The organism is Jejudonia soesokkakensis, assembly GCF_042664795.1.
In the GTDB taxonomy this organism is placed as follows: domain Bacteria; phylum Bacteroidota; class Bacteroidia; order Flavobacteriales; family Flavobacteriaceae; genus Jejudonia; species Jejudonia soesokkakensis.
The window spans coordinates 1-21,740 of sequence record NZ_JBHTBN010000006.1 but is presented as its reverse complement, the minus strand read 5'-3'; the positions used below and the strand labels follow the sequence as shown (position 1 = coordinate 21,740).

Genomic DNA, 21,740 nt, shown 5'->3' with positions numbered 1-21,740 from the left:
AAAACTTAGTTTCTTGAAGGAAATAATCCTGTAAGTGCAATACAATGATTAATTCCTAAATAAGGATTCCGAATAGAATACGGTTGGTTATTTCCTCCTTGATTTCCAGTAGCTAATCCACCTAAACTAGCGCCAGATGTAGGAGCTGTATGAAATGCAGCAGGATGAGAAGCAATATAATTTTCATTCCCACTGGGTTGCAAGCCATCTTCACTACTAATTTGTAAAACGCCACCATGATTATGACTTGCCATTTCAGCTAAGGTATCTGTATGTGTAATGGCACCTGCTTTTTCTCCTAGAGTCACAGAATCCAATCCTGGACCATTACCGACACCAACCATCACTCTACTACGCAAATCTGGTAATGCAAACGTAGTTCTCCCATCTCCGCCATAGGTTGTGCCTAATAAAGAGTATAAAGATTGATTCTGATTAATTGACAATATCTGACCCTCACACATTGCCCATCCTCTGGGAGCAAAGTTAAAACCTACCAACATAATTTCTCCTAAAAGTGGTTCCATAATTTATATTTTTTAAATATAGTTTAGCTTAAATTAAAAAAATTAACTTCTTGAAGGATAGATACCCTGTAAACAAATACAGTACACTATTCCTACATAAGGGTTTCTAATGTTATAAGGCTGAGCCCCACCAGTATTGTTCAAAGCAATTCCATTTACGCTTCCAGTACTTGAACTTTCATTAAATGCATTTGCGTGAGATGCTATATATTTTCCGTTTCCAGTATCCTCATCACCTGTAGCAGTACTTATTTGTACTGCACTTGCATGACTATGGGAGGTCATCTCTGTGACTGTATTTGTATGAGTTTCAGAACCTCCTTTTTGGCCTATCCTAAATGTACTTAAACCAGGACCATTACCTGAACTAATGATGGAGCGTCCTCGAAGATCGGGCAAGCCCATCGTGGTCCTACCGTCACCACCATAAATAGTACCTAAAAGTGAAAATAATGCTGTATTTTGTGCAATTGGTAATAATTGTCCTTCGCATGTTGTCCAGGATCTGGGAGCAAAATTAAACCCAACTGGCATAATTTCACCGATAAATGGATCTGATGGCATAGTATTGATTTTTAGTTAACTAATTTATTTATCATTATTAATTCCTTGAAGGATAAACTCCAACTAGAGCGATGCAATAATGCATCGCCAGATATGGGTTTCTAATGCTATAGGATTGACCCCCTCCAGAATTATTGATACTAACACCACTTAAAAGATCACCAGAGGTATTATTATTACTAAATGCACCTGAATGAGCCGCAATATATTGACCATTGCCGGTATTTCCTTGACCAGGATCGGTACTTATCTGAAAAATTCCAGAATGGTTATGCGAAACTAAATTACTATTTGTGTTAGTGCGATTCTCTACTCCTCCTCTATCTCCAACACTAATGGCATCTAACCCTGGCCCAGTCCCTATTCCTATAGCGCTCCTCCCCCTAAGATCGGGCAAACCAAAAGTGGTACGACCATCACCGCCATAAATGGTTCCTAAAAGTGAAAATAGTGCGTCATTCTGAGAAATTGCAAGCAGTTGTCCATTACAAAATGCCCAACCTCTTGGAGCAAAGTTAAAACCAACTGCCATAATTTGTCCTACAAATGGAGTACTTGGCATAATTGTTATTTTTTAATTAGTGATATTAAAGTTGATTATTGTTTTATCTAATTGTTTTTGGGTAGTAGGAAACAGCCTCTCATCATTAAGTTTATTCTCCTCCCAGTGTTTACCTGTAATATGTGCTCCAGTAATTCCTATTAGCAACTCTGTAAAATAAGAACGATCACCATGAGTTACCTTGAAGTAAACTCGAGGAGTCTTCCCCGCTTCACGATTTGGCTTGTCTGTAATAAATTGATAATTACCCTTATCATTGGTAGTGGTCTTACCTCTGTGCCTGTATTTTAAAGAATTTGGTGATAGATGCCACACCTCAACCAAAGCACCAGCAAGTGTGTTTTCTCCAGAAACATCATAAATAGTACCATTTATTTCTATTGATTCTTCATTTGATAAATAACTTCTCAAATCAGTCTTTTCATCTATATAAGGATTGTATCCACTAAAAGGGGAATCAAATTCTGTAAATGCTGAAACTGTTTGAGTAGAAGAAAGTAATGCAAGACCTGTCGTTGCTATTGCAGAATTACGCAAAAACGATCTGCGTGAGGTATTTTGTTTCATAGTGGGTTAGTTTAGTTGGTTGTAAATGAATACATAGGCAAGATAAGAATAAAATAATGATTATTCTATAAGTATATATACTGATATTTAGATACCTTTTTGTTAAAACTACTAAAAAACAACATTTTGTCTTTTTAATTTTCTTTTTATCGAATAAACATGAATTAAATTGAATTAATGCGTTAGAATTTTAACATAAAAATTTTTTAAATTTTAGTTGCATTGAATTTGTCATACAATAGATTTATCATATTTTTGCAGTCCAATTATAAAACCATACTGTTTTATATTTTTCGGGGTATAGCGTAGCCCGGTTATCGCGCCTGCTTTGGGAGCAGGAGGTCGCAAGTTCGAATCTTGCTACCCCGACTAAAAAATCTTCAGTTATTGCTGAAGATTTTTTAGTTTTACTAGAAATTTTCGGGATGTGGCGCAGTCCGGTTAGCGTACACGGCTGGGGGCCGTGTGGTCGCAGGTTCAAATCCTGTCATCCCGACTGAAATGAAAGAAACGCACTTGCGTTTCTTTTTAGTTTAGGAAAACACTAAAGCTTGCTTGTACGTGTTTGGATAAACTGAAAAGCAATACAAAGTAACCTTAATTTCTTTTTGCAATAAGGGTTTAGAAGGATTCTCTAAACCCTGTCATCCCGACTGAATAAGAAAGCAACGTGAAAGCGTTGCTTTTATATTTTAGAAGAATTTTGAGCTTGCTCCAAAAGATTCGGATGAACTATAAACGTAGCATCGAAGATGCATCCTTTCCATTTGCAATAAGGGTTTATTAGGATTCTATATACCCTCTCATCCCTACTTTATAAAAACTTTATCATTCAGTCCCTGAAACATTTCGTACTTTTAACTAAATTTTCAAACCATGCACAAACTACTCATTTTATCAAGTTTTCTTCTAGTCTTAACGGCTTGTCCTCCTCCCCAAAAAGAAAAGGATGTTGCCCTAGTTTCAGAAAAAAGAACCTATACAATTGAAACTGTGGTCGACGGATTAAATAACCCCTGGGGAATGACCTGGCTTCCAGATGGCACTTTATTAATTACTGAAAAAAGCGGTGAGCTCATTCATTTTAAAGACGGAACTAAAACACTTATCAAAAATGTACCCGAAGTATACAACCGTGGTCAAGGAGGCTTATTAGATATTGAAATTCATCCAGACTATGCAACCAATGGATGGATCTATTTTACCTATGCGTCAACCGAAGGTGAGGGCGATGGCGGAAATACAAAACTTTCTAGAGCAAAACTTGAAGGTGATTCGCTTGTAGCCATTGAAGATCTTTATAAAGCAACTCCCAACACCACTCGAGGGCAACATTTTGGGTCGCGTATCGAATTTGATAACGAAGGTTATTTGTTCTTCTCTATTGGCGAGCGTGGTGACCGAGATACGAATCCGCAGGATATTACCCGTGACGGCGGAAAAATCTATCGCTTACATGATGATGGTCGAATCCCAGAGGATAATCCGTTTGTAAACGAGCCTAATGCGAAAAAAGCTATTTATACCTACGGAAACAGAAACCCACAAGGAATGGACAAACATCCTACCACAGGTAAGATTTGGATTCATGAACACGGCCCTAAAGGTGGGGATGAGGTGAATATCGTAAAACCAGGCGTAAACTACGGCTGGCCTGTCATTTCATACGGAGTCAATTACAGCGGCACCAAGTTCACAGAGATCACTAAAAAAGAAGGAATGGAGCAGCCAATCTATTATTGGGTTCCTTCTATAGCTCCCTGCGGAATGACCTTCGTAACCGGAGATGTGTATCCAGATTGGAAAGGTGGTTTACTCGTTGGATCTTTAAAATTTAATTACTTAGAACTACTGAAGCTGGATGGGGATAAAGTAACGGGACGTGAAAAAATAGCCGAAGATGTGGGTCGTGTTCGCAACGTGAAACAAGGTCCTGATGGCTATATCTATATTGGAATTGAAGGCAAAGGGATAGTAAAAATTGTTCCGAATAAATAAACATACATGAGAAAGAGCATCCTATTGATTATACTTTCCGTAGCAATTTGTAGTTGTTCGGAAAACAAAAAAGAAAAAGAACAGATTAAAATCGGTCAAACTACTACCGAAATAAGAAAACCTCAATCTGAACTAGAAAAAAGCATCGAACGCGGTGCCATTGTATACAAAGATTTCTGCAACCAGTGCCACAGACCCAACGGAAAAGGCGTTGGTAGAAGCTTTCCTCCATTAGCAAATTCAGATTATTTATTTGAACACAGAGAAGCTAGTATTCGTGGAATTAAATACGGACAACAAGGCGAAATTACTGTGAATGGCAAAATTTATAATGGCGTCATGACTCCCATGGGATTAAGCGATCAGGAAGTCGTAGATGTAATGAACTATATTACAAATAGCTGGGGCAATAAAAGTGATAAAATAACCACGCTAGAAGAGGTGACTGCTATAGAAAAGGAATAAATCAAGGGATCAAAACCTACCTTTAAGTAATTATCATTTCAACTATTTCCCTTCTTAACAATTTCCTACCTTTGCTCAAAACAATAATTCTATGCTCATTATTGGTATTGCCGGTGGTACCGGAAGTGGAAAAACAACTGTTGTAGATCAAATCGTTTCAGAATTACCTCCTGATGAAGTTTGTATTATTTCACAGGATTCGTATTACAAGGATACCAGTCATCTAACTTACGATGAACGTGTAAAAATAAATTTTGACCACCCTAACTCTATAGATTTTGACCTATTAGTAGCTCATATAAACGAGCTTAGAAGAGGAGTATCTTTTGAGCAACCTGTCTATTCATTTGTAGCACATAATCGAACCAAAGAAACCATTACTACGCATCCTAGAAAAGTAGTAATTATAGAAGGAATTCTTATTTTAACACATCCGGAAATTCGGGAGTTGTTCGATATTAAGATTTATGTACATGCCGATAGTGACGAACGTTTGATTCGCAGATTAAAACGCGATATTGCCGAACGAGGAAGAGATCTTGAAGAGGTATTAACCCGTTATCAGACGACGCTAAAACCGATGCACCAGCAATTTATTGAACCAACCAAAGAATTTGCAGACATAATAATCCCAACCAACCGTTATAATACTGTTGCAGTGGATGTAATACGCACCATTATTCACCAAAAATTAGAACATACAGACTAGTGAAGCTCAAAGAATTAAAAAATAAAAAATGGGTTAAATGGGTAGCAAACACCTACGTCATTATCCTTATCTGTTTTTTAGTTTGGATGCTTTTTTTCGATACTAATTCTTTTTTGATTCACAAAGAATTAAATGAGGATATCAATGCCCTGGAGCAAAACAAAGAATTCTATAAAGGTGAGATTGAAAAAGACAAAAAATTTCTCGAAAAGATGAAAGACAGTACAGAGATGGAGAAATTTGCACGTGAAAAATATTTTTTAAAAAAAGAAAATGAGGATATCTACATTATAGAAAATGAAGACAGCCTTAAACTAAATAAAAAATGAGCAGTCAGTTATTTAATGAATTTGAACCCGTTTCTGCCAAACAATGGAAACAAAAAATACAGGTAGATTTAAAAGGGGCAGATTATAATGATACGTTGATTTGGCAATCGCTGGAGGGGATTCATGTGAAGCCTTTTTATCATCGTGATGATTTTAATGAAGCGTTTAAACCCATTCCCGGGCAGCCAACAGACTGGAAGATTGGGCAACATATCTTTATAGATGATGAGACCATAGCCAATTCGCTGGCACTGGATGCCATTGAAAGAGGTGCCGAAGCTATTTATTTTTCTTCGGAAAGTGAATTTGATGTCAAAAAAGTGTTTCAGAATTTTCCTTTTTCGAAAGTTCCTGTCTATTTTGATTTCAGTTTTTTAGCTGAAGCTTTTTCCCTTCAATTGAACCAATTTCTTTCAGAAAAGAACGCTACTGTCTTCTACAATATCGATCTCATTGGTACTTTGGGAACGACAGGGAACTGGTTTCATAACTTAAAAGAAGATCATTCTATTTTGGAGACTATTCTGAAGCAATCGCCTTCAGAAAACATTCTACAAATTAACACCTCAACCTATCAGAATGCAGGTGCGAATTGTATGCAACAATTAGCGTATGCCCTCGCACATGTCAATGAATATTTAAATCATTTTTCAGAAAATAAAGAACTAAAAATTACTTTCAAGATTTCTGTAGGCGGGAATTACTTTTTTGAAATTGCAAAGATAAGAGCCCTCAGAATCCTTTATGCAGCGCTGGCTAGCGAATATGGTATGCCAACAGATTGCCATATTGTTGCTACTCCTTCCCTTCGCAATAAAACTTTGTACGATTACAATGTCAATATGCTTCGCACGACTACCGAATGTATGAGTGCCGTTCTAGGTGGGGCAGATACCATCGCGAATCTTGCCTACGACGGGTTGTATCATAAAAGTAATGAATTTGGTGAGCGAATTTCCCGCAACCAATTACTTATTCTTAAAGCCGAAAGTTATTTTGACATGGTAAGCAATCCGGCAGACGGAAGCTACTATATCGAAAGCTTGACCCAAGAACTTACAGAAAAAGCACTCGCTCTTTTTAAAAACATAGAGGCCGGAGGAGGTTTTTTACATCAATTAAAAGAAGGGATCATTCAGAAAAAGATAAAAGAAAGTGCTGCCAAAGAACAAGCACTTTTTGATGAAGGAAAGCTAAAACTGGTGGGTACCAATTACCATATAAACAAAAATGATGTAATGAAGCATGAGCTTGAATTATATCCATTTGTAAAAATTAAAAATCATAAAACATTGCTAGCGCCTATTGTGCCTGTAAGACTTTCAGAAAAAATTGAAAAAGAACGAATAGAAAATGAATAAATTCACAACATACAGTATCCTAGCTCTTTTTATCATTTCAATAGTTGCCTGTAAAGAGATAGCTAATGAAACCCAAGACATAAACAAGACAGATGCTATTGAAACTTCTTCGGAACCTTCAGCAACCACCACACATTTTTTGGAGTATAACGGAGTTAAAATCTATTTACCTTCTCGTTACGAGCTGTATTCGTACGTAAAATACCAGTCTTTAATCGATTCGTTATTGACAAAACAGGAATATAAAATGGAAAGTTATCGTCTCAATCAATTAACCGAAATGGACGGAAAACTATACCTTTTTTATGATCAAGATAAAAAAGCAAGTGTTTCTATTAAAGCAACACCACATATTGCCTTTACCAGAGAAGATGCGCAAGAATTGTTAAACAGCATATCATACGATAACCAAAATCTACCCGACAGAAACAAATTGGAGATTGAAAAAGTGTCAGCGAAGTTTAATGGAACTGTCAATCAGCAAGTGTTTAAAACAGTCTATAAATTTTCTGAAAAGAAAACTAAGAATACTTGGTATCAAACAAACTATACCATGTCTTCCAATAAAAAAACAATTTTACTGGAATTCACAGAAGCCCAATTAAACGATTACGATTCGTATATATTAAAAACAATTTTTTAATGGCTAGAAAGGATATACAACATATCACTTTAAATAATAGCGCTACGAGTGATAGACGACCAACTAAAGTAGCTGAAGAAGTAACTGCAGAAGATATTAAAGTAAAGTCTCAATATGCGATTGAAGATATCTCTTCCTTGAAGCATCTCGATTTTGTCGCCGGAATTTCCCCTAACCTTCGGGGACCCTATTCTACAATGTATGTCCGAAGACCCTGGACCATCCGCCAGTACGCAGGTTTTTCTACTGCCGAAGACAGTAACGCTTTTTACAGACGAAATCTCGCTGCAGGTCAAAAAGGACTCTCGGTCGCTTTCGACCTTGCAACGCATAGAGGTTACGACAGTGACCATGAACGCGTGGTAGGCGATGTTGGGAAGGCCGGAGTTGCGATTGACAGTGTGGAGGACATGAAAATTTTGTTTGATCAAATTCCGTTAGACAAGATGAGTGTTTCTATGACCATGAATGGTGCTGTGTTACCTATTATGGCTTTTTATATCGTTGCTGCAGAAGAGCAGGGAGTCTCGCCAGAAGCTTTGGCAGGAACGATTCAGAATGACATTTTAAAGGAGTTTATGGTGCGAAATACTTATATCTACCCTCCTACACCTTCGATGAAGATCATTAGTGATATTTTTGAGTTTACTTCGGAAAAAATGCCCAAATTTAATAGTATTTCGATCTCCGGCTATCACATGCAGGAAGCCGGCGCTACTTGTGATATTGAGTTGGCATATACTTTGGCAGACGGATTGGAATACATTCGCACCGGAATTGAAGCCGGAATGGATATTGACACCTTTGCCCCTCGTCTCTCATTTTTTTGGGCGATTGGCATGAACCATTTTATGGAAATTGCAAAATTAAGAGCTGCCAGAATGCTTTGGGCAAAAATTGTCAAGCAGTTTAATCCAAAAAATCAGAAATCACTTTCACTAAGAACTCACTGCCAGACCAGCGGTTGGAGTTTAACAGAACAGGATCCTTTTAACAACGTAGCAAGAACCTGTATTGAAGCATCGGCAGCAGCCTTTGGCGGCACCCAATCCCTACATACCAATGCGTTGGATGAAGCCATTGCGCTACCTACCGATTTTTCAGCAAGAATAGCGAGAAACACGCAGATTTACCTTCAAACTGAAACTCAGATCACCCGAACCGTTGATCCATGGGCAGGAAGCTATTATGTAGAAAAATTAACGCATGACATAGCCAAAAAAGCCTGGAAACTAATTGAAGAAGTAGAAGAACTGGGCGGTATGACCAAAGCAATTGAATCGGGCATCCCAAAACTCCGCATTGAAGAAGCTGCAGCAAGAAAGCAGGCGCGTATTGATAGCAAGCAGGACATTATTGTGGGTGTAAACGAATACCGATTGGAAAAAGAGGATCCGTTGCAAATTCTGGATGTAGATAATCAGAAGGTACGTTTGTCCCAAATCGAACGGTTAGAACGTATTAAAGCTGAAAGAGACTCGGATAAAGTAAAAAATTGTTTAGAGAAATTAACAACTTGCGCTAAGACAGGCGATGGAAACTTATTATCTTTAGCTGTGGAAGCAGCTCGCGAACGCGCAACACTTGGAGAAATTAGTGACGCACTCGAAGTTGCCTTTGGAAGACATAAAGCACAAATCAAATCCTTTAGCGGCGTGTATAGTAAAGAGATAAAAAAAGATCCGAGCTTTGAAAAAGCACGGCAACTGGCAGACCAATTTGCTACATTGGAAGGACGACGTCCTCGTATTATGATCGCAAAAATGGGACAAGATGGTCATGATAGAGGTGCTAAAGTGGTCGCTACCGGCTATGCAGATGTTGGATTTGATGTCGATATAGGGCCGTTGTTTCAAACACCCAAAGAGGCTGCAAAACAGGCCGTAGAGAATGATGTCCATATTTTAGGCATCTCAAGTCTGGCGGCGGGTCATAAAACCTTGGTTCCGCAAGTGATCGAAGAAATGAAAGCCATGGGCCGTGAGGATATTATGGTCATCGTTGGAGGCGTGATCCCCGCTCAGGATTATCAGTTTTTATTTGATGCTGGAGCGGTTGCTGTTTTTGGTCCTGGAACTAAAATTAGCGACGCAGCGATTCAGATTTTGGAAGTTCTGATAGATTCGGTAAATTAAAATTTCTTCGGAAAGATGGGTGACTATATCATTACCACCAAGCGTTTCGGACTTCGAAACTGGAAGGAAAATGACATCGAACCCTTTGCTGAAATGTGTGCAGATCCTAAGGTGATGAAGTATTTTCCGTCTGTGCTTTCAGAAACAGAAACAAAACAACTTGTTTCACGTCTACAAAATCATTTTGAAGAGTATCGTTTTACTTATTTTGCTATTGAAGCCCTAGAAAATCAAGAATTTTTGGGTTTTACAGGATTGATGAAACAAACCTGGGAGAGTGAATTTACACCCTGTGTAGATCTGGGCTGGCGTCTTAAACAAAGCGCTTGGGGAAAAGGAATTGCAACCGAAGCTGCAAAAGCTTGTATTGACTACGCTTTTTCAGAATTAAAACTCAAAGAACTCTATGCATTTGCTGCCAAAGGAAATATAGCTTCAGAACAAGTAATGAAAAAACTCGGGATGACTTTTCAGGGTAATTTTATACATCCTAAAATAAAAGACGACCCACGATTTCCATACTGTTTTGCGTATAAAATAGAAAATCTATAATTTTATTATGCAAGCATAGTACTTCCAAACTCTTTTAGTATTTTTACATCAGAATAGTAAATCTACAAACACCTATCCCATGAATAAAGATCAGTTTACAGAGAACTTAACATTACCGGTCGTAGCCGCTCCTATGTTTCTAATTTCGGGGCCTGAACTTGTCATCGCTGCTTGTAAAAGTGGTATTGTTGGAACGTTCCCTGCCTTAAATCAGCGCACCACCGAAGGTTTTGAAGAGTGGGTAGTTCAGATCAAATCTGAACTGGAAGCTTGGGAAAAGGAAACCGGTAAAAAAGCAGCTCCGTTTGGCGTAAACTTAATTGTTCACATGAGCAACCCACGTGTGGAAGCAGATTTGAGGGTGTGTGTTAAACATAAGGTACCATTGATCATTACATCGCTGGGTGCAATATCTATGGTAGTAGATGCCGTACATAGCTATGGCGGTTTAATCTTTCACGATGTTATTAAAAGACGCCATGCAGAGAAAGCCATTAAAGCTGGAGTAGACGGATTGATCCTTGTCTGTGCCGGAGCGGGAGGGCATGCTGGAACTTTAAACCCAGTACCATTTATCAATGAAATTAAATCAATTTTTAATGGATTCATTCTACTTTCTGGCACTTTGAGTACGGGGCAGGATGTGGCCAGCGCCATGCAAATGGGAGCAGATCTTGCCTATATGGGGACTCGATTTATAAATACAGCTGAAAGTAGGGCTCCTGAAGAATATCAAGATATGATCATTAACAGTGAAACGAAGGATGTTACTTATACCGCAGCGATAAGCGGTGTTGCCGCAAATTTTTTACAGAAAAGTCTGGACAAAGCTGGTGTTACCGAAGAACAACTAAAAAGTACAAAAAAAGTTGATTTTGGTAAAGAACTGGATACCGAAGCCAAAGCCTGGAAAACGATCTGGAGTGCTGGTCAAGGAGTCACAAGCATCCACAATACACTTCCTACGGAAGATCTGGTCAATACGTTGAAGTCTGAATTCAAAGATGCGATTGCTAAACAAACTAAACTTCTTACTAAGTACTCATAGGATAAAATTGATACTGAGTGAATTAATTTTATTTTTCAGTATTTGAATTGTTTACTACATGTTGACAAATTCAATTTTCTATGAAAGGAATTAGTCGTAATTTTATAGCTTAATCTTTTATCAAATTAATGGGCAAAATAATTGCAATTGCAAATCAGAAAGGCGGAGTTGGAAAGACAACAACGTCGGTTAACCTAGCGGCTTCTTTAGGTGTTTTAGAAAAAAAAGTGTTATTGATAGATGCCGATCCGCAAGCCAATGCCACCTCTGGTTTAGGAATTGATGTTGAAGCTGTTGAAATAGGTACGTATCAGTTGCTAGAACATAGTGCTTCAGCAAAAGATGCCATCTTAAAAACCAACTCTCCCAATCTCGATCTTATCCCTTCTCACATTGATCTGGTCGCTATAGAAATTGAATTGGTTGATAAGGATTCGCGAGAGTATATGCTTAAAAAAGCATTAAAAGATGTTATTCCATTATACGATTACATTCTTATTGACTGTGCTCCTTCTTTAGGATTGTTAACATTGAATGCGCTTACGGCAGCACATTCGGTAATGATTCCTATACAATGTGAATATTTTGCGTTAGAAGGGTTAGGAAAACTACTAAATACCATTAAAAGTGTTCAGAAAATACACAATAAAGAACTGGACATCGAAGGGCTCTTATTAACCATGTACGATTCAAGATTACGCCTTTCAAATCAGGTGGTAGAAGAAGTTAAAAAACACTTCGATACCATGGTATTTAAAACAATCATTCAACGAAATGTTCGTTTAAGTGAAGCGCCCAGTTATGGCGAAAGTATTATTAGTTACGATGCCGATAGTAAAGGAGCTAATAATTACTTAAGTTTGGCGCAAGAATTAATTGAAAAGAATAGCAAGTAATTCTGCTAAAAATTGAATTGTCCACAAAAGTAAAACTGTGGAAAATAAAAATAATTCCTGCATGCGCGGGAAGTTACCATGGCAAAAGCAACAAAAAAACAAGCGTTAGGAAGAGGTCTTTCAGCACTACTGAAAGATCCAGATAATGATATACAATCTGCAAAAGATAAAAATGCAGACAAAGTAGTAGGAAGTATTGTCGAATTGGAATTAGGTGCAATCGAAGTTAATCCTTTTCAGCCAAGAACCAGTTTTAATGAAGAATCACTTAGAGAGCTGGCTTCGTCAATTAAAGAGTTGGGCGTTATTCAGCCTATTACCGTTCGAAAATTAGGATTTAACGAATACCAACTAGTAAGTGGAGAACGTCGTTTTAGAGCTTCAAAACTCATCGGTTTACAAACCATTCCGGCATATATTCGTATCGCTAACGACCAGGAGTCACTGGAAATGGCGCTCGTTGAAAACATCCAACGACAGGATCTTGATCCTATCGAAATTGCCTTATCCTACCAGCGTCTTATTGAAGAAATTGACATTACACAAGAAGAATTGAGTGACCGTGTTGGGAAGAACAGATCCACCATTGCAAATTATTTACGATTATTAAAACTCGATCCTATTATCCAAACAGGTATGCGGGACGGTTTTATCTCTATGGGTCATGGACGTGCATTGATCAATGTAGAAGATACCGAAGATCAACTTACAATCTATGAAAAAATCTTAGGTCAAAAATTATCAGTTCGGGATACCGAAGCTATAGTACGAAACCTGAAAGCTCCAAACGAAAAAAAGAAAGCTGCTAAAAAGTCAATTCCGCAGTATGCCAATAAAGCCAGAAAGGAATTAAGTGATTTACTCGAAAGCAAAGTAGATGTAAAAGTTTCAAAATCTGGAAAAGGGCAATTTGTAATTCCGTTTACAGACAAAGACGATTTTGAGCGAATTCTCAATACCCTTACAAGTGAAAAATAAGGGTCTCTATATACTATTTTTATTCATTTCAGCACCTTTTTTTGCTCAGGAAACCGATTCACTTTCCGCAGAGAAAACAAAAAAACCCGTGCTGTTGGTCGAAGAAAGTACTGCTGGTGAATACGACCCTTTGGCTCCTTCGCGTGCAGCCTTCTACTCGGCGGTTGTACCAGGATTAGGGCAGGCTTATAATAAAAAATACTGGAAAATTCCTATCATTTATGCAGGAATGGCAACAGGGATTTACTTTTATATCGACCAAAACAATGATTATAACAGATTTCGTGATGCCTACAAGCGAAGGCTTGCTGGGTTTACAGATGATGAATTCTATGGAGACGGAGCAACACCCCAAGTATCTAATGCAAGACTTATTGATGCCCAACGATCTACAAGCAGAAATAAAGACTACAGTATTATTGCAACCTTGCTGGTCTATGTTTTAAATATTATTGATGCCAATGTAGATGCTCATTTACAGCAATTTAATATTGGTGAAGATCTATCGCTTGAAACTGGCATAGATATCAATGCCATACAATCGCAACCTCATTACGGACTCTCATTAAGACTAAAATTAAAATGAAACTCGCATTGTTAGGCTTCGGAAAGATGGGTAAAACCATTGAAAAATTAGCACTTTCAAAAGGGCATACAATTGTATATAAAAGTATGAGTAGTGCTTCAGAAGGAATTCTAACGGAAGCAGATGTCGCTATAGAATTCTCTAATCCTGAAAGTGCCGTTTCTAATATTACAAAATGTTTTGATCAGGATATTCCTGTGGTTTGCGGTACTACAGGTTGGCTTTCGGACTACGATGAAGTGATTAAATTATGTAAGAGACGTAACGGAAGCTTTATCTATGCGTCCAACTTCAGTGTGGGTGTCAATTTATTTTTTAAGCTAAATAGCGAGTTGGCAAAATTAATGCAGCCGTGGGAAACATATGAGGTAGCTATTGAAGAAATTCATCATACCGAGAAGAAAGATGCTCCCAGTGGGACGGCTATTACAATTGCTGAAGGTATAGTGCCTTTTCAAAATAAGACAGGTTGGACATTGGAAGAAGCTTCCGAAGAAGCGATTAAAATTATACCAAAGCGTATCGATGATGTAAAAGGAACTCATACAGTTTCGTATACTTCAGCCATAGATACTATAAAAATTACACATGAAGCGCACAGTAGAGATGGTTTTGCAAAAGGAGCCATTCTCGCTGCAGAGTGGCTTCAGCAAAAAAAAGGCGTTTTTACCATGAAAGACGTGTTAGGAATTTAAAGAAATATTACAAGTATGAGTTGGACAGGTTGGTTACTATTTATTGCCATTGTGCAAGTAATTCACTTTTTAGGAACGTGGAAATTATATATTAAAGCTGGCAGACACCCCTGGGAAGCTGCAGTACCCGTGTACAATGCGGTTATTTTAATGAAGATCATTAATAGGCCTTGGTGGTGGACTATCTTACTGTTTGTTCCCATTGTCAACCTTATCATGTTTCCAGTAGTTTGGGTGGAAACCATTCGCAGTTTTGGCCGAAATAATACGACAGATACAATTCTGGTGTTACTCACTTTCGGACTCTATATCTATTATATCAATTATACGCAGGACGTCACGTATATTGAAGACAGAAGTCTTCGTCCACGGACTTCGGCAGGTGAATGGACAAGTTCTATTCTATTTGCGGTAGTCGCGGCAACCATAGTGCATACCTATTTTATGCAACCGTTTACCATCCCAACATCATCGCTAGAAAAAACATTATTGGTGGGAGATTTTCTTTTGGTAAGTAAATACCATTATGGTGCAAGAACTCCCAATACAGCAGTTGCTTTTCCTATGGTGCACGATACCATTCCGGTAATACGATCGAAATCCTACCTTACAAAACCACAAATACCGTATTTTAGATTTCCTGGTTTCCAGGATATCAAACGAAATGATATTGTCGTTTTTAATTGGCCGGTAGATACGGTGAATGCCTTTCAGCAATGGGGTGACGGAAAGTATTACTACAAACCTATTGACAAGAAGTCTAACTATGTAAAACGATGTGTTGGACTACCAGGTGACTCACTTTCGGTTAAAGATGGATATGTTTATATCAACGGAAAGAAAAATGAACTCCCAGATAGAGCAAAGCTTCAATTTTCGTATCAGGTCATCACTTCTCAACGGCTTAATATTCGTCAGGTAATGGAGCGATATGACATCACAGACATTCAGCCACTAAATAATGAAATGACTGCCTTTGTGATGCACATGACAGACGAGGCTCGAGATCGCTTCAAAAATCTTCCTGCAGTTGCACAAGTGATCCCGTTGAAAGGAGAAGAAGGGAAATACAATCCAGGAACGTTTCCTAATAGTCCAGAATATGAGTTTAACACAGATTTCTTTGGTCCTATCTATATTCCTGAAGCTGGAAAAACTGTAGCGATCACTCCAGAAAGCATTCCATTTTACAAACGAATTATTGAAGTGTATGAAGGGAGTGAATTAGGCTATGACCATACCATTTCGCAGTCGGGAACACAGGTACTTTTAAATGGAGAACCTATTTCAGAATATACCTTTAAAATGGATTATTACTGGATGATGGGTGACAACCGAAATAATAGTGAAGATGCTAGAACCTGGGGGTACGTCCCTTTTAATCATGTCGTTGGAAAACCGGTTTTTGTCTTTATGAGCTGGAACAGCAATGCGCAGGGACTTGCAAACAAAATCCGTTGGGAACGATTATTCACCACTGTTGGTGGTAGCGGAGCACCAGTTTCGTACTTTAAATATTTCCTGATTGCTTTAGTGGGTTGGTTCGGATTTAATTATTTCAGAAAAAGAAAGAAATCGGCGAAAAAGTAGTTAGTGAATCGTGAGTGGTGAAAAGTGAATATAAGGTAAGTTAAAAATTATTTCTATTAAAGCCTCTTGTATTAAACCGAACGCCATCAACAAACTATTGTAAACTATCAATAAAATTGGATACAATTTTGCTTCATCCTACCTATTTCCCATCCATTGCTCAAATGGCGGCGATGGTTCAGGCAACACATGTGATTTTTGAAAAAGAAGGAACTTACCAAAAACAAAGTTATCGTAATAGAGCCTATATCGCTCATAGCAACGGAAAATTACTGCTTTCAATTCCTGTAAAGCATAGTCATGACGGTACTCGGTTACAATACAAGGAAGTCGCTATAGAGAATGATTTTCCCTGGCAATCACACCATTTAAAATCCTTGCAATCTGCTTATCGCACTTCTCCTTTTTTTGAATACTATGAAGATGAGATGACTCCTCTTTTTACTGAAAGTGTTTCAGGTTTATGGGAGCACAACATAAAAATCATTCATTTTTTACTCGAGACATTAGGTGCAGATATTGATTTCTCCTATTCTGAAAGGTATGTAAAAACACCAGAAGCTACAGACCTTCGGTATATGGCCAATGCAAAACGTGAAAAAAAAATCAAGGTGCCACATTACCATCAGGTATTTGAAGCAAAACACGGATTTCTTCATAATCTCTCAATATTGGATCTATTCTTTAGTGAAGGGCCTAATACGCTAAACTATCTTGAGAAGCTTGATTTAAAAGTGGTGAGTAGTGAGTAGTGAGTAGTGAGTAGTGAGTAGTGAGTAATGAGTAATGAGTAATGAGTAATAAAAATCAATTTTTAACATCTCTCTATTAACTGTCAACTGTCAACTGTCAACTGTCAACTGTCAACTGTCAACTGTCAACTAAATTTTAATTTTTCTTTTCCAACAACGGCACAAAACGAAACTCGCCATAGGTTTCTTTTTCGAACTCAGTTTCTGAAGTTCTCGTAAACACATGCATTTTTTGTACTTCATCTCCCACAGGAATTACCAACTTCCCTCCTATTTTTAACTGAGCTAAAAGGGGGTTAGGCACATAAGGTGCACCCGCAGTAACAATGATACCGTCAAAAGGTGCTTCAGTTTCTAAACCTATGTATCCGTCTCCAAAAATGAATTTCTTAGGACGATATCCAAGTTTAGGGAGAAATATTGTTGTTTTTTTAAAAAGTACATTTTGCCGTTCAATGGTGTATACCTGGCAACCCAATTCGAGTAATACAGCAGTTTGATAGCCACTACCCGTACCAATTTCTAGAATTTTATGCCCTTTTTCTGCGGAAAGTAATTCGGTTTGACGAGCAACAGTATAGGGTTGCGAAATAGTCTGCTCTGCTCCTATGGGAAAAGCCTTATCTACATACGCATGATCAATAAATCCACTGTCCATAAACAGATGTCTGGGAATGGTATTGATGGCTGCTAGTACTTCTTTATTTTTAATCCCTTTTTTCTGAAGCGTTCGCACCAGCTTTTGGCGCATTCCTTTATGAGTAAATGTATCTTTCACTTATTAATTTTATGATCACAAGGTACTAAATGTGAAAATGCACATCAAAAATTTCAAGAGAAAAATTAAAAGCCTATTAGGATTACATTAGTTTTCAGAATTCTCCATTCACGAATCACGTTTTACAATTCACGAAACTAGCTTAAAATCCCTACGTATATATACGTATAAAAAAATATGAAACAGCATTTTAACTAATTTTCAGGTAGTTAGTCTAAAAATTTATTGTCATATATACTATTAAACTACATTTATCCTACTAATTAATTTAACAAATAAATTTTATCATGAAAAAAATTACATTATTATTAATACTATTCGCTGGCGCAATTTTTGCTCAAGAGCGAAATAACTCAACAGATATTGAGGGATTTGAAAACGTTGTAAATGGAAATCAAAATTCATTTTATGGTTTCTCAAATCCTTCATTTATTGGAGATCCAATTGATCCAACGCAGCCTATAGAAGTAGCTATCGGCCTAGACACAGAACCAGCAGGTTTTACAGTGAGATCAGGCACACAATTAGGAAGAATTAATAGAAATGGGGTGGCCAGCGCCTGCCCTTCTAAAGTATATCCAGGAGCCTTCAACACTACTACGACTTATAATTATACCGCTATTCAATTCATAAATACAAGTAGTACCTCAGAGTGTGTAACTATTAATTTCGATCCAAATTCAGGAAGTTCTCCATGCGGTGTTAATGGTCATGCTCATATTTATCAAGAAGCAGGAGGAGCAAATGAAATGCCTTTTGATCCATCTGATCGTGGTACTAATTATTTAGGAGATTCAGGTATTTCTGCTACAGTGTCTTATTCATTTACAGTTGAACCCGGCTTTTTTGAAGTAGTATTTTCTACAACAGGAGCCGGAAGTAGCTCACCAACAGCTAACTGTAACGTACAATTTGCGTTTGCACCAAATGGTGGAGTTATCACTGGTGTTACAGGAGTGCAACCAGATGGGCAAGTATGTGCAAATGATACTCCGGCGACTATAAGCCCAGCAATGCCTGGTGCTGTAGTTACTGCGACTGTCAACATTGCAGGTACAGGAGAAATAGGAGAAGACACAAACGATTTTAGACTTGACAATGTATTTTTAGACACGTTTCAACATGACGAAGCAAATACACTAACTGTTGAACTTACAGATCCTTCTGGAACAGTAACTCATACACTATTTAGTAATGTAGGTGGCATTGATGGTTTAACAGTTGCAAAAGACATTACTTTTGAAGACGGTACAAATGATATTACGACATGGACTAGTGATGCGACTTTTAATGATCCTTATGAAGCACAAGGTGGTCCATTAAATGGTGAAGTGGACGGTGCGTTTGAAGGAGTTTCTATTCAAGGTGATTGGACATTAACTATTACTAACGGAGGAAACTCTGGTGGTTCATTACAGGGTTTCTGCCTTGAATTTACCAACAATGGCCTAGTAGGAACTGTTCCTGTAATCTCTTGTCCAGAAGCTGTTCCAGGAATGGGACCAGATGGTACTTTAACTGTAGATAACGATCCAGGACAATGTGGTGCTGTGATCTCTTTCTCTGATGCTTCTGCAGTAGATGCTGAAGACGGACCACTTACCGTAACAAGAACAGATATGACTGGACTTAATTCAGATGATGAATTTCCAGTAGGAACAACCGTACTTACTTTTGAAGCTACAGATAGTGATGGAAATACTGTATCTTGTGATTTTACAATAGTTGTAAATGATGTGGATGCACCTGAACTTACCTGCCCAGCAGATATTATGGTTGAAAATGATATGGGTATCTGTGGTGCCGAGGTAATTTTTGATTTACCAGAAATAATGGACAACTGCCCAGCTCCTGGAGAACTTGCTGGATTTACAACCTTGGGTGTAGTTAATGGAAAAACATATTATTTAAGTGATACTGCATTTCAGGCTTCTGAAGCCTATGCAGATGCATTGGCACATGGCGGATTTGTAGTTACCATAACAGATGCTACACAAAATGCTTTCTTAAATGATGCTGTAAATACTGCGGAAGGCACGCCTACGAGTTTTTGGATTGGATACAATGATGTGGCTACAGAAGGTAGTTTTGTGTGGCAAAGTGGTGACTCGTCTACCTATACAAATTGGAATGCAGGTGAACCAAATAATGTTGGTGGTGAAGATTATGGAGAATTACGTGGTTTTAATGGTATGTGGAATGACCTACCAGATAGTGCCGGAGCTTTAAGACAATATGTTTTAGAAATTCCTGGAGGTCTTGAGCAAACAGCAGGACCTGCTTCAGGAGAAGAATTTCCTGTTGGAACAACAACAGTTTCATTTATGTATACAGATATAGGCGGTAATTCAACTTCGTGTAGTTTTGATGTAACTGTGGAAGATACAGAAGCACCAGTAATTGACTGTAGTCAGGCAAACACTGATCTTGTATTAGATGCTAATGGAATGGCAACGTTTGATCTTTCTACTCTAAATATCTTAAGTGATACAAACTTAAATGTATATGCTTTAAAAGCATTTGATGACACTGATAATGTAGGGCTGTACTCATATAATCCACTAACAGATGAAATAACACTTGAAAACGCAGCAGTAAGTAGTACGGGTTTTGATAGCCACCATGATCTGGCTTATAATCCTGTAACACAAACTGCTTACTTTATTAGAAGTAATGGCGGAAGTGCACCAAGAGAATTATTTGAATATGATCTACTTACTGGAGCATCTACTTTAATTGCATCTCCAATAGAAGCAGCAAGTGGAAACAATAGAGTGCAGGCAATGACTTTTGGGCCAGATGGCACTATGTACTTAAGCTTTCAGGATGGTAGCATAGACACCTATGATATCGCAACTCAAACAGCTACTGCATTTGCAAACGTACCAACTGATGGCGGTGTTGGTATTACCTTTGATTATGATAACAATAGAATTATTCACAGTACCAATTTAGGCTCTGTCGACAGTTCTAATGATCTTTCTGCAATTGATGCATCAACTGGAGATGTTACGTTTTTATTTAATTATAGAACACCAGGAACAAATGATGATTGTACAGGACAAGCACTTGCTTATGTAGGTAATGATAAAATTTTAGCCAGTTCTACCTTTGGATGTAATTTAATTTACACAATTGATGTATCAATGGGAACGACAAACCTGTTATTACAACCAAATGGATTTGATGCAGATATAAAATCTCTTGTCGCTTTACCTTCAAATATCCTAGATAATTGTGGAGCTACTACAATTACCACAGTGGCACCTCCGGTAGAAGATGGTCCCTGCGATCTTGATACAAATATTGAAGATCCTGCAACAAGCACTACTATCTGGGACAGACCAGTTGGCACTGGTCCTACTATCTCTGGCCTAGGCCCTGTATCCTATCACGTTTACGGTCCTTTTATGGTTAGTTCAGATGGGAATTATACTATTGATAGTACACAGGATTATGATGGCTATATTCACCTATATGAAATTGCATTTGACCCAACCGATCAACTTACCAATCTTTTAGCAGGTAATGACGATGGACCTGGGGGAATAGGTACTTCTCAAATTGTAGATCAGCCGCTTGTGACAGGTACAGAGTATTTCCTAGTGACTTCGGCTTTTGCTGCAGCTAACTTCGGAAACTTTACAAATTCGATAACAGGACCAGGCAGTGTAAGTTGCGTGGATCCAGCAGCGGTTCTAACCATGTTAGACTTTACGTGTGATGACGTCGGTGAAAATATGATTGATGTTACTGTAACAGATACAGCGGGGAACTCTTCTACGTGTTCTGCCATGATTAATGTAATTGATGATACTGCTCCAGAGGTAGCGTGTATGGACTTTACATTAGAGCTTGATGACAACGGTGTAGCAACGTTAGATCCTAATGATGCTATCGATGAAGATGCTACTGTAGAAGCTTGTGGATACGAAGCAACTGCTTCTCGTACAGACTTCAGTTGTGCAGACATAGGAACACCAGTAATGGTTGACATCTTTGTAA

At 38.0% G+C, this 21,740-nt stretch carries 21 protein-coding genes and 2 tRNA genes; 18 read left to right on the top strand and 5 right to left on the bottom strand.

Features of this window, described 5'->3' with window-relative positions; genetic code table 11:
* Positions 1–5: 5 nt before the first annotated feature.
* The 4 genes from ACFQO1_RS11295 to ACFQO1_RS11280 are packed head-to-tail and all read right to left on the bottom strand — an operon-like array spanning position 6 to position 2,220.
* Entirely contained in the window at positions 6–527 is a 522-nt protein-coding gene (locus tag ACFQO1_RS11295; RefSeq protein ID WP_380218196.1) for a phage tail protein, read from the bottom strand.
* Between the two features lie 42 nt (positions 528–569).
* Complete coding sequence (locus ACFQO1_RS11290) at positions 570–1,091, bottom strand: phage tail protein (protein ID WP_380218194.1); 522 nt, start codon at positions 1,089–1,091, stop codon at positions 570–572.
* Positions 1,092–1,128: 37 nt separating this feature from the next.
* Entirely contained in the window at positions 1,129–1,653 is a 525-nt protein-coding gene (locus tag ACFQO1_RS11285) for a phage tail protein (protein WP_380218192.1), read from the bottom strand.
* Positions 1,654–1,665: 12 nt separating this feature from the next.
* The gene (locus tag ACFQO1_RS11280) at positions 1,666–2,220 is read right to left on the bottom strand and encodes a twin-arginine translocation signal domain-containing protein (protein ID WP_380218190.1); all 555 of its coding nucleotides are present in this window, start codon (positions 2,218–2,220) and stop codon (positions 1,666–1,668) included.
* 294 nt (positions 2,221–2,514) lie between these two features.
* On the opposite strand from ACFQO1_RS11280, the gene ACFQO1_RS11275 reads away from it, so the two are divergent.
* From ACFQO1_RS11275 to ACFQO1_RS11195, 17 genes are all read left to right on the top strand, one after another.
* Positions 2,515–2,589 (top strand) — tRNA-Pro (locus ACFQO1_RS11275).
* A 52-nt stretch (positions 2,590–2,641) separates the two neighbouring features.
* Positions 2,642–2,716 (top strand) — tRNA-Pro (locus ACFQO1_RS11270).
* Positions 2,717–3,096: 380 nt separating this feature from the next.
* The gene (locus ACFQO1_RS11265) at positions 3,097–4,218 is read left to right on the top strand and encodes a PQQ-dependent sugar dehydrogenase (RefSeq protein WP_380218188.1); all 1,122 of its coding nucleotides are present in this window, start codon (positions 3,097–3,099) and stop codon (positions 4,216–4,218) included.
* 6 nt (positions 4,219–4,224) lie between these two features.
* Positions 4,225–4,683, top strand: a complete 459-nt coding sequence (locus tag ACFQO1_RS11260; protein ID WP_380218186.1) for a c-type cytochrome — start codon at positions 4,225–4,227, stop codon at positions 4,681–4,683.
* Positions 4,684–4,774: 91 nt separating this feature from the next.
* Positions 4,775–5,392, top strand: coding sequence for a uridine kinase (gene udk, locus ACFQO1_RS11255; RefSeq protein WP_380218185.1), 618 nt, complete (start codon positions 4,775–4,777; stop codon positions 5,390–5,392).
* Entirely contained in the window at positions 5,392–5,721 is a 330-nt protein-coding gene (locus ACFQO1_RS11250; RefSeq protein WP_380218184.1) for an FtsB family cell division protein, read from the top strand. The genes udk and ACFQO1_RS11250 overlap by 1 nt, the downstream gene beginning before the upstream one ends.
* Entirely contained in the window at positions 5,718–7,082 is a 1,365-nt protein-coding gene (locus tag ACFQO1_RS11245; RefSeq protein WP_380218183.1) for a methylmalonyl-CoA mutase subunit beta, read from the top strand. The genes ACFQO1_RS11250 and ACFQO1_RS11245 overlap by 4 nt, the downstream gene beginning before the upstream one ends.
* The gene (locus ACFQO1_RS11240; protein ID WP_380218182.1) at positions 7,075–7,725 is read left to right on the top strand and encodes a hypothetical protein; all 651 of its coding nucleotides are present in this window, start codon (positions 7,075–7,077) and stop codon (positions 7,723–7,725) included. The genes ACFQO1_RS11245 and ACFQO1_RS11240 overlap by 8 nt, the downstream gene beginning before the upstream one ends.
* Positions 7,725–9,860: a methylmalonyl-CoA mutase gene (gene scpA / locus ACFQO1_RS11235; RefSeq protein WP_380218180.1), complete on the top strand. Its 2,136-nt coding sequence runs from the start codon at positions 7,725–7,727 to the stop codon at positions 9,858–9,860. Before ACFQO1_RS11240 ends, scpA begins: the two co-directional genes overlap by 1 nt.
* Before the next feature lie 15 nt (positions 9,861–9,875).
* Entirely contained in the window at positions 9,876–10,412 is a 537-nt protein-coding gene (locus ACFQO1_RS11230) for a GNAT family N-acetyltransferase (RefSeq protein WP_380218178.1), read from the top strand.
* Positions 10,413–10,491: 79 nt separating this feature from the next.
* Positions 10,492–11,460, top strand: a complete 969-nt coding sequence (locus ACFQO1_RS11225; RefSeq protein WP_380218177.1) for an NAD(P)H-dependent flavin oxidoreductase — start codon at positions 10,492–10,494, stop codon at positions 11,458–11,460.
* 128 nt (positions 11,461–11,588) lie between these two features.
* Complete coding sequence (locus ACFQO1_RS11220; RefSeq protein WP_380218176.1) at positions 11,589–12,356, top strand: ParA family protein; 768 nt, start codon at positions 11,589–11,591, stop codon at positions 12,354–12,356.
* Between the two features lie 78 nt (positions 12,357–12,434).
* On the top strand, positions 12,435–13,334 hold the full coding sequence (locus tag ACFQO1_RS11215) for a ParB/RepB/Spo0J family partition protein (protein ID WP_380218174.1): 900 nt from the start codon (positions 12,435–12,437) through the stop codon (positions 13,332–13,334).
* Positions 13,324–13,920: a DUF5683 domain-containing protein gene (locus ACFQO1_RS11210; RefSeq protein WP_380218172.1), complete on the top strand. Its 597-nt coding sequence runs from the start codon at positions 13,324–13,326 to the stop codon at positions 13,918–13,920. The genes ACFQO1_RS11215 and ACFQO1_RS11210 overlap by 11 nt, the downstream gene beginning before the upstream one ends.
* Positions 13,917–14,615 (top strand): 4-hydroxy-tetrahydrodipicolinate reductase, encoded by a 699-nt coding sequence (dapB, locus tag ACFQO1_RS11205; RefSeq protein WP_380218170.1) that lies wholly within the window; start codon positions 13,917–13,919, stop codon positions 14,613–14,615. Before ACFQO1_RS11210 ends, dapB begins: the two co-directional genes overlap by 4 nt.
* Before the next feature lie 15 nt (positions 14,616–14,630).
* On the top strand, positions 14,631–16,205 hold the full coding sequence (gene lepB, locus ACFQO1_RS11200) for a signal peptidase I (RefSeq protein WP_380218168.1): 1,575 nt from the start codon (positions 14,631–14,633) through the stop codon (positions 16,203–16,205).
* 116 nt (positions 16,206–16,321) lie between these two features.
* On the top strand, positions 16,322–16,957 hold the full coding sequence (locus ACFQO1_RS11195; RefSeq protein WP_380218166.1) for a WbqC family protein: 636 nt from the start codon (positions 16,322–16,324) through the stop codon (positions 16,955–16,957).
* A gap of 136 nt (positions 16,958–17,093) precedes the next feature.
* On the opposite strand, the gene ACFQO1_RS11190 is transcribed toward ACFQO1_RS11195, so the two are convergent.
* Positions 17,094–17,735: a protein-L-isoaspartate(D-aspartate) O-methyltransferase gene (locus ACFQO1_RS11190; RefSeq protein ID WP_380218164.1), complete on the bottom strand. Its 642-nt coding sequence runs from the start codon at positions 17,733–17,735 to the stop codon at positions 17,094–17,096.
* 287 nt (positions 17,736–18,022) lie between these two features.
* On the opposite strand from ACFQO1_RS11190, the gene ACFQO1_RS11185 reads away from it, so the two are divergent.
* A partial coding sequence (locus tag ACFQO1_RS11185) for an HYR domain-containing protein (RefSeq protein WP_380218162.1) occupies positions 18,023–21,740 on the top strand: 3,718 nt, incomplete at its 3' end.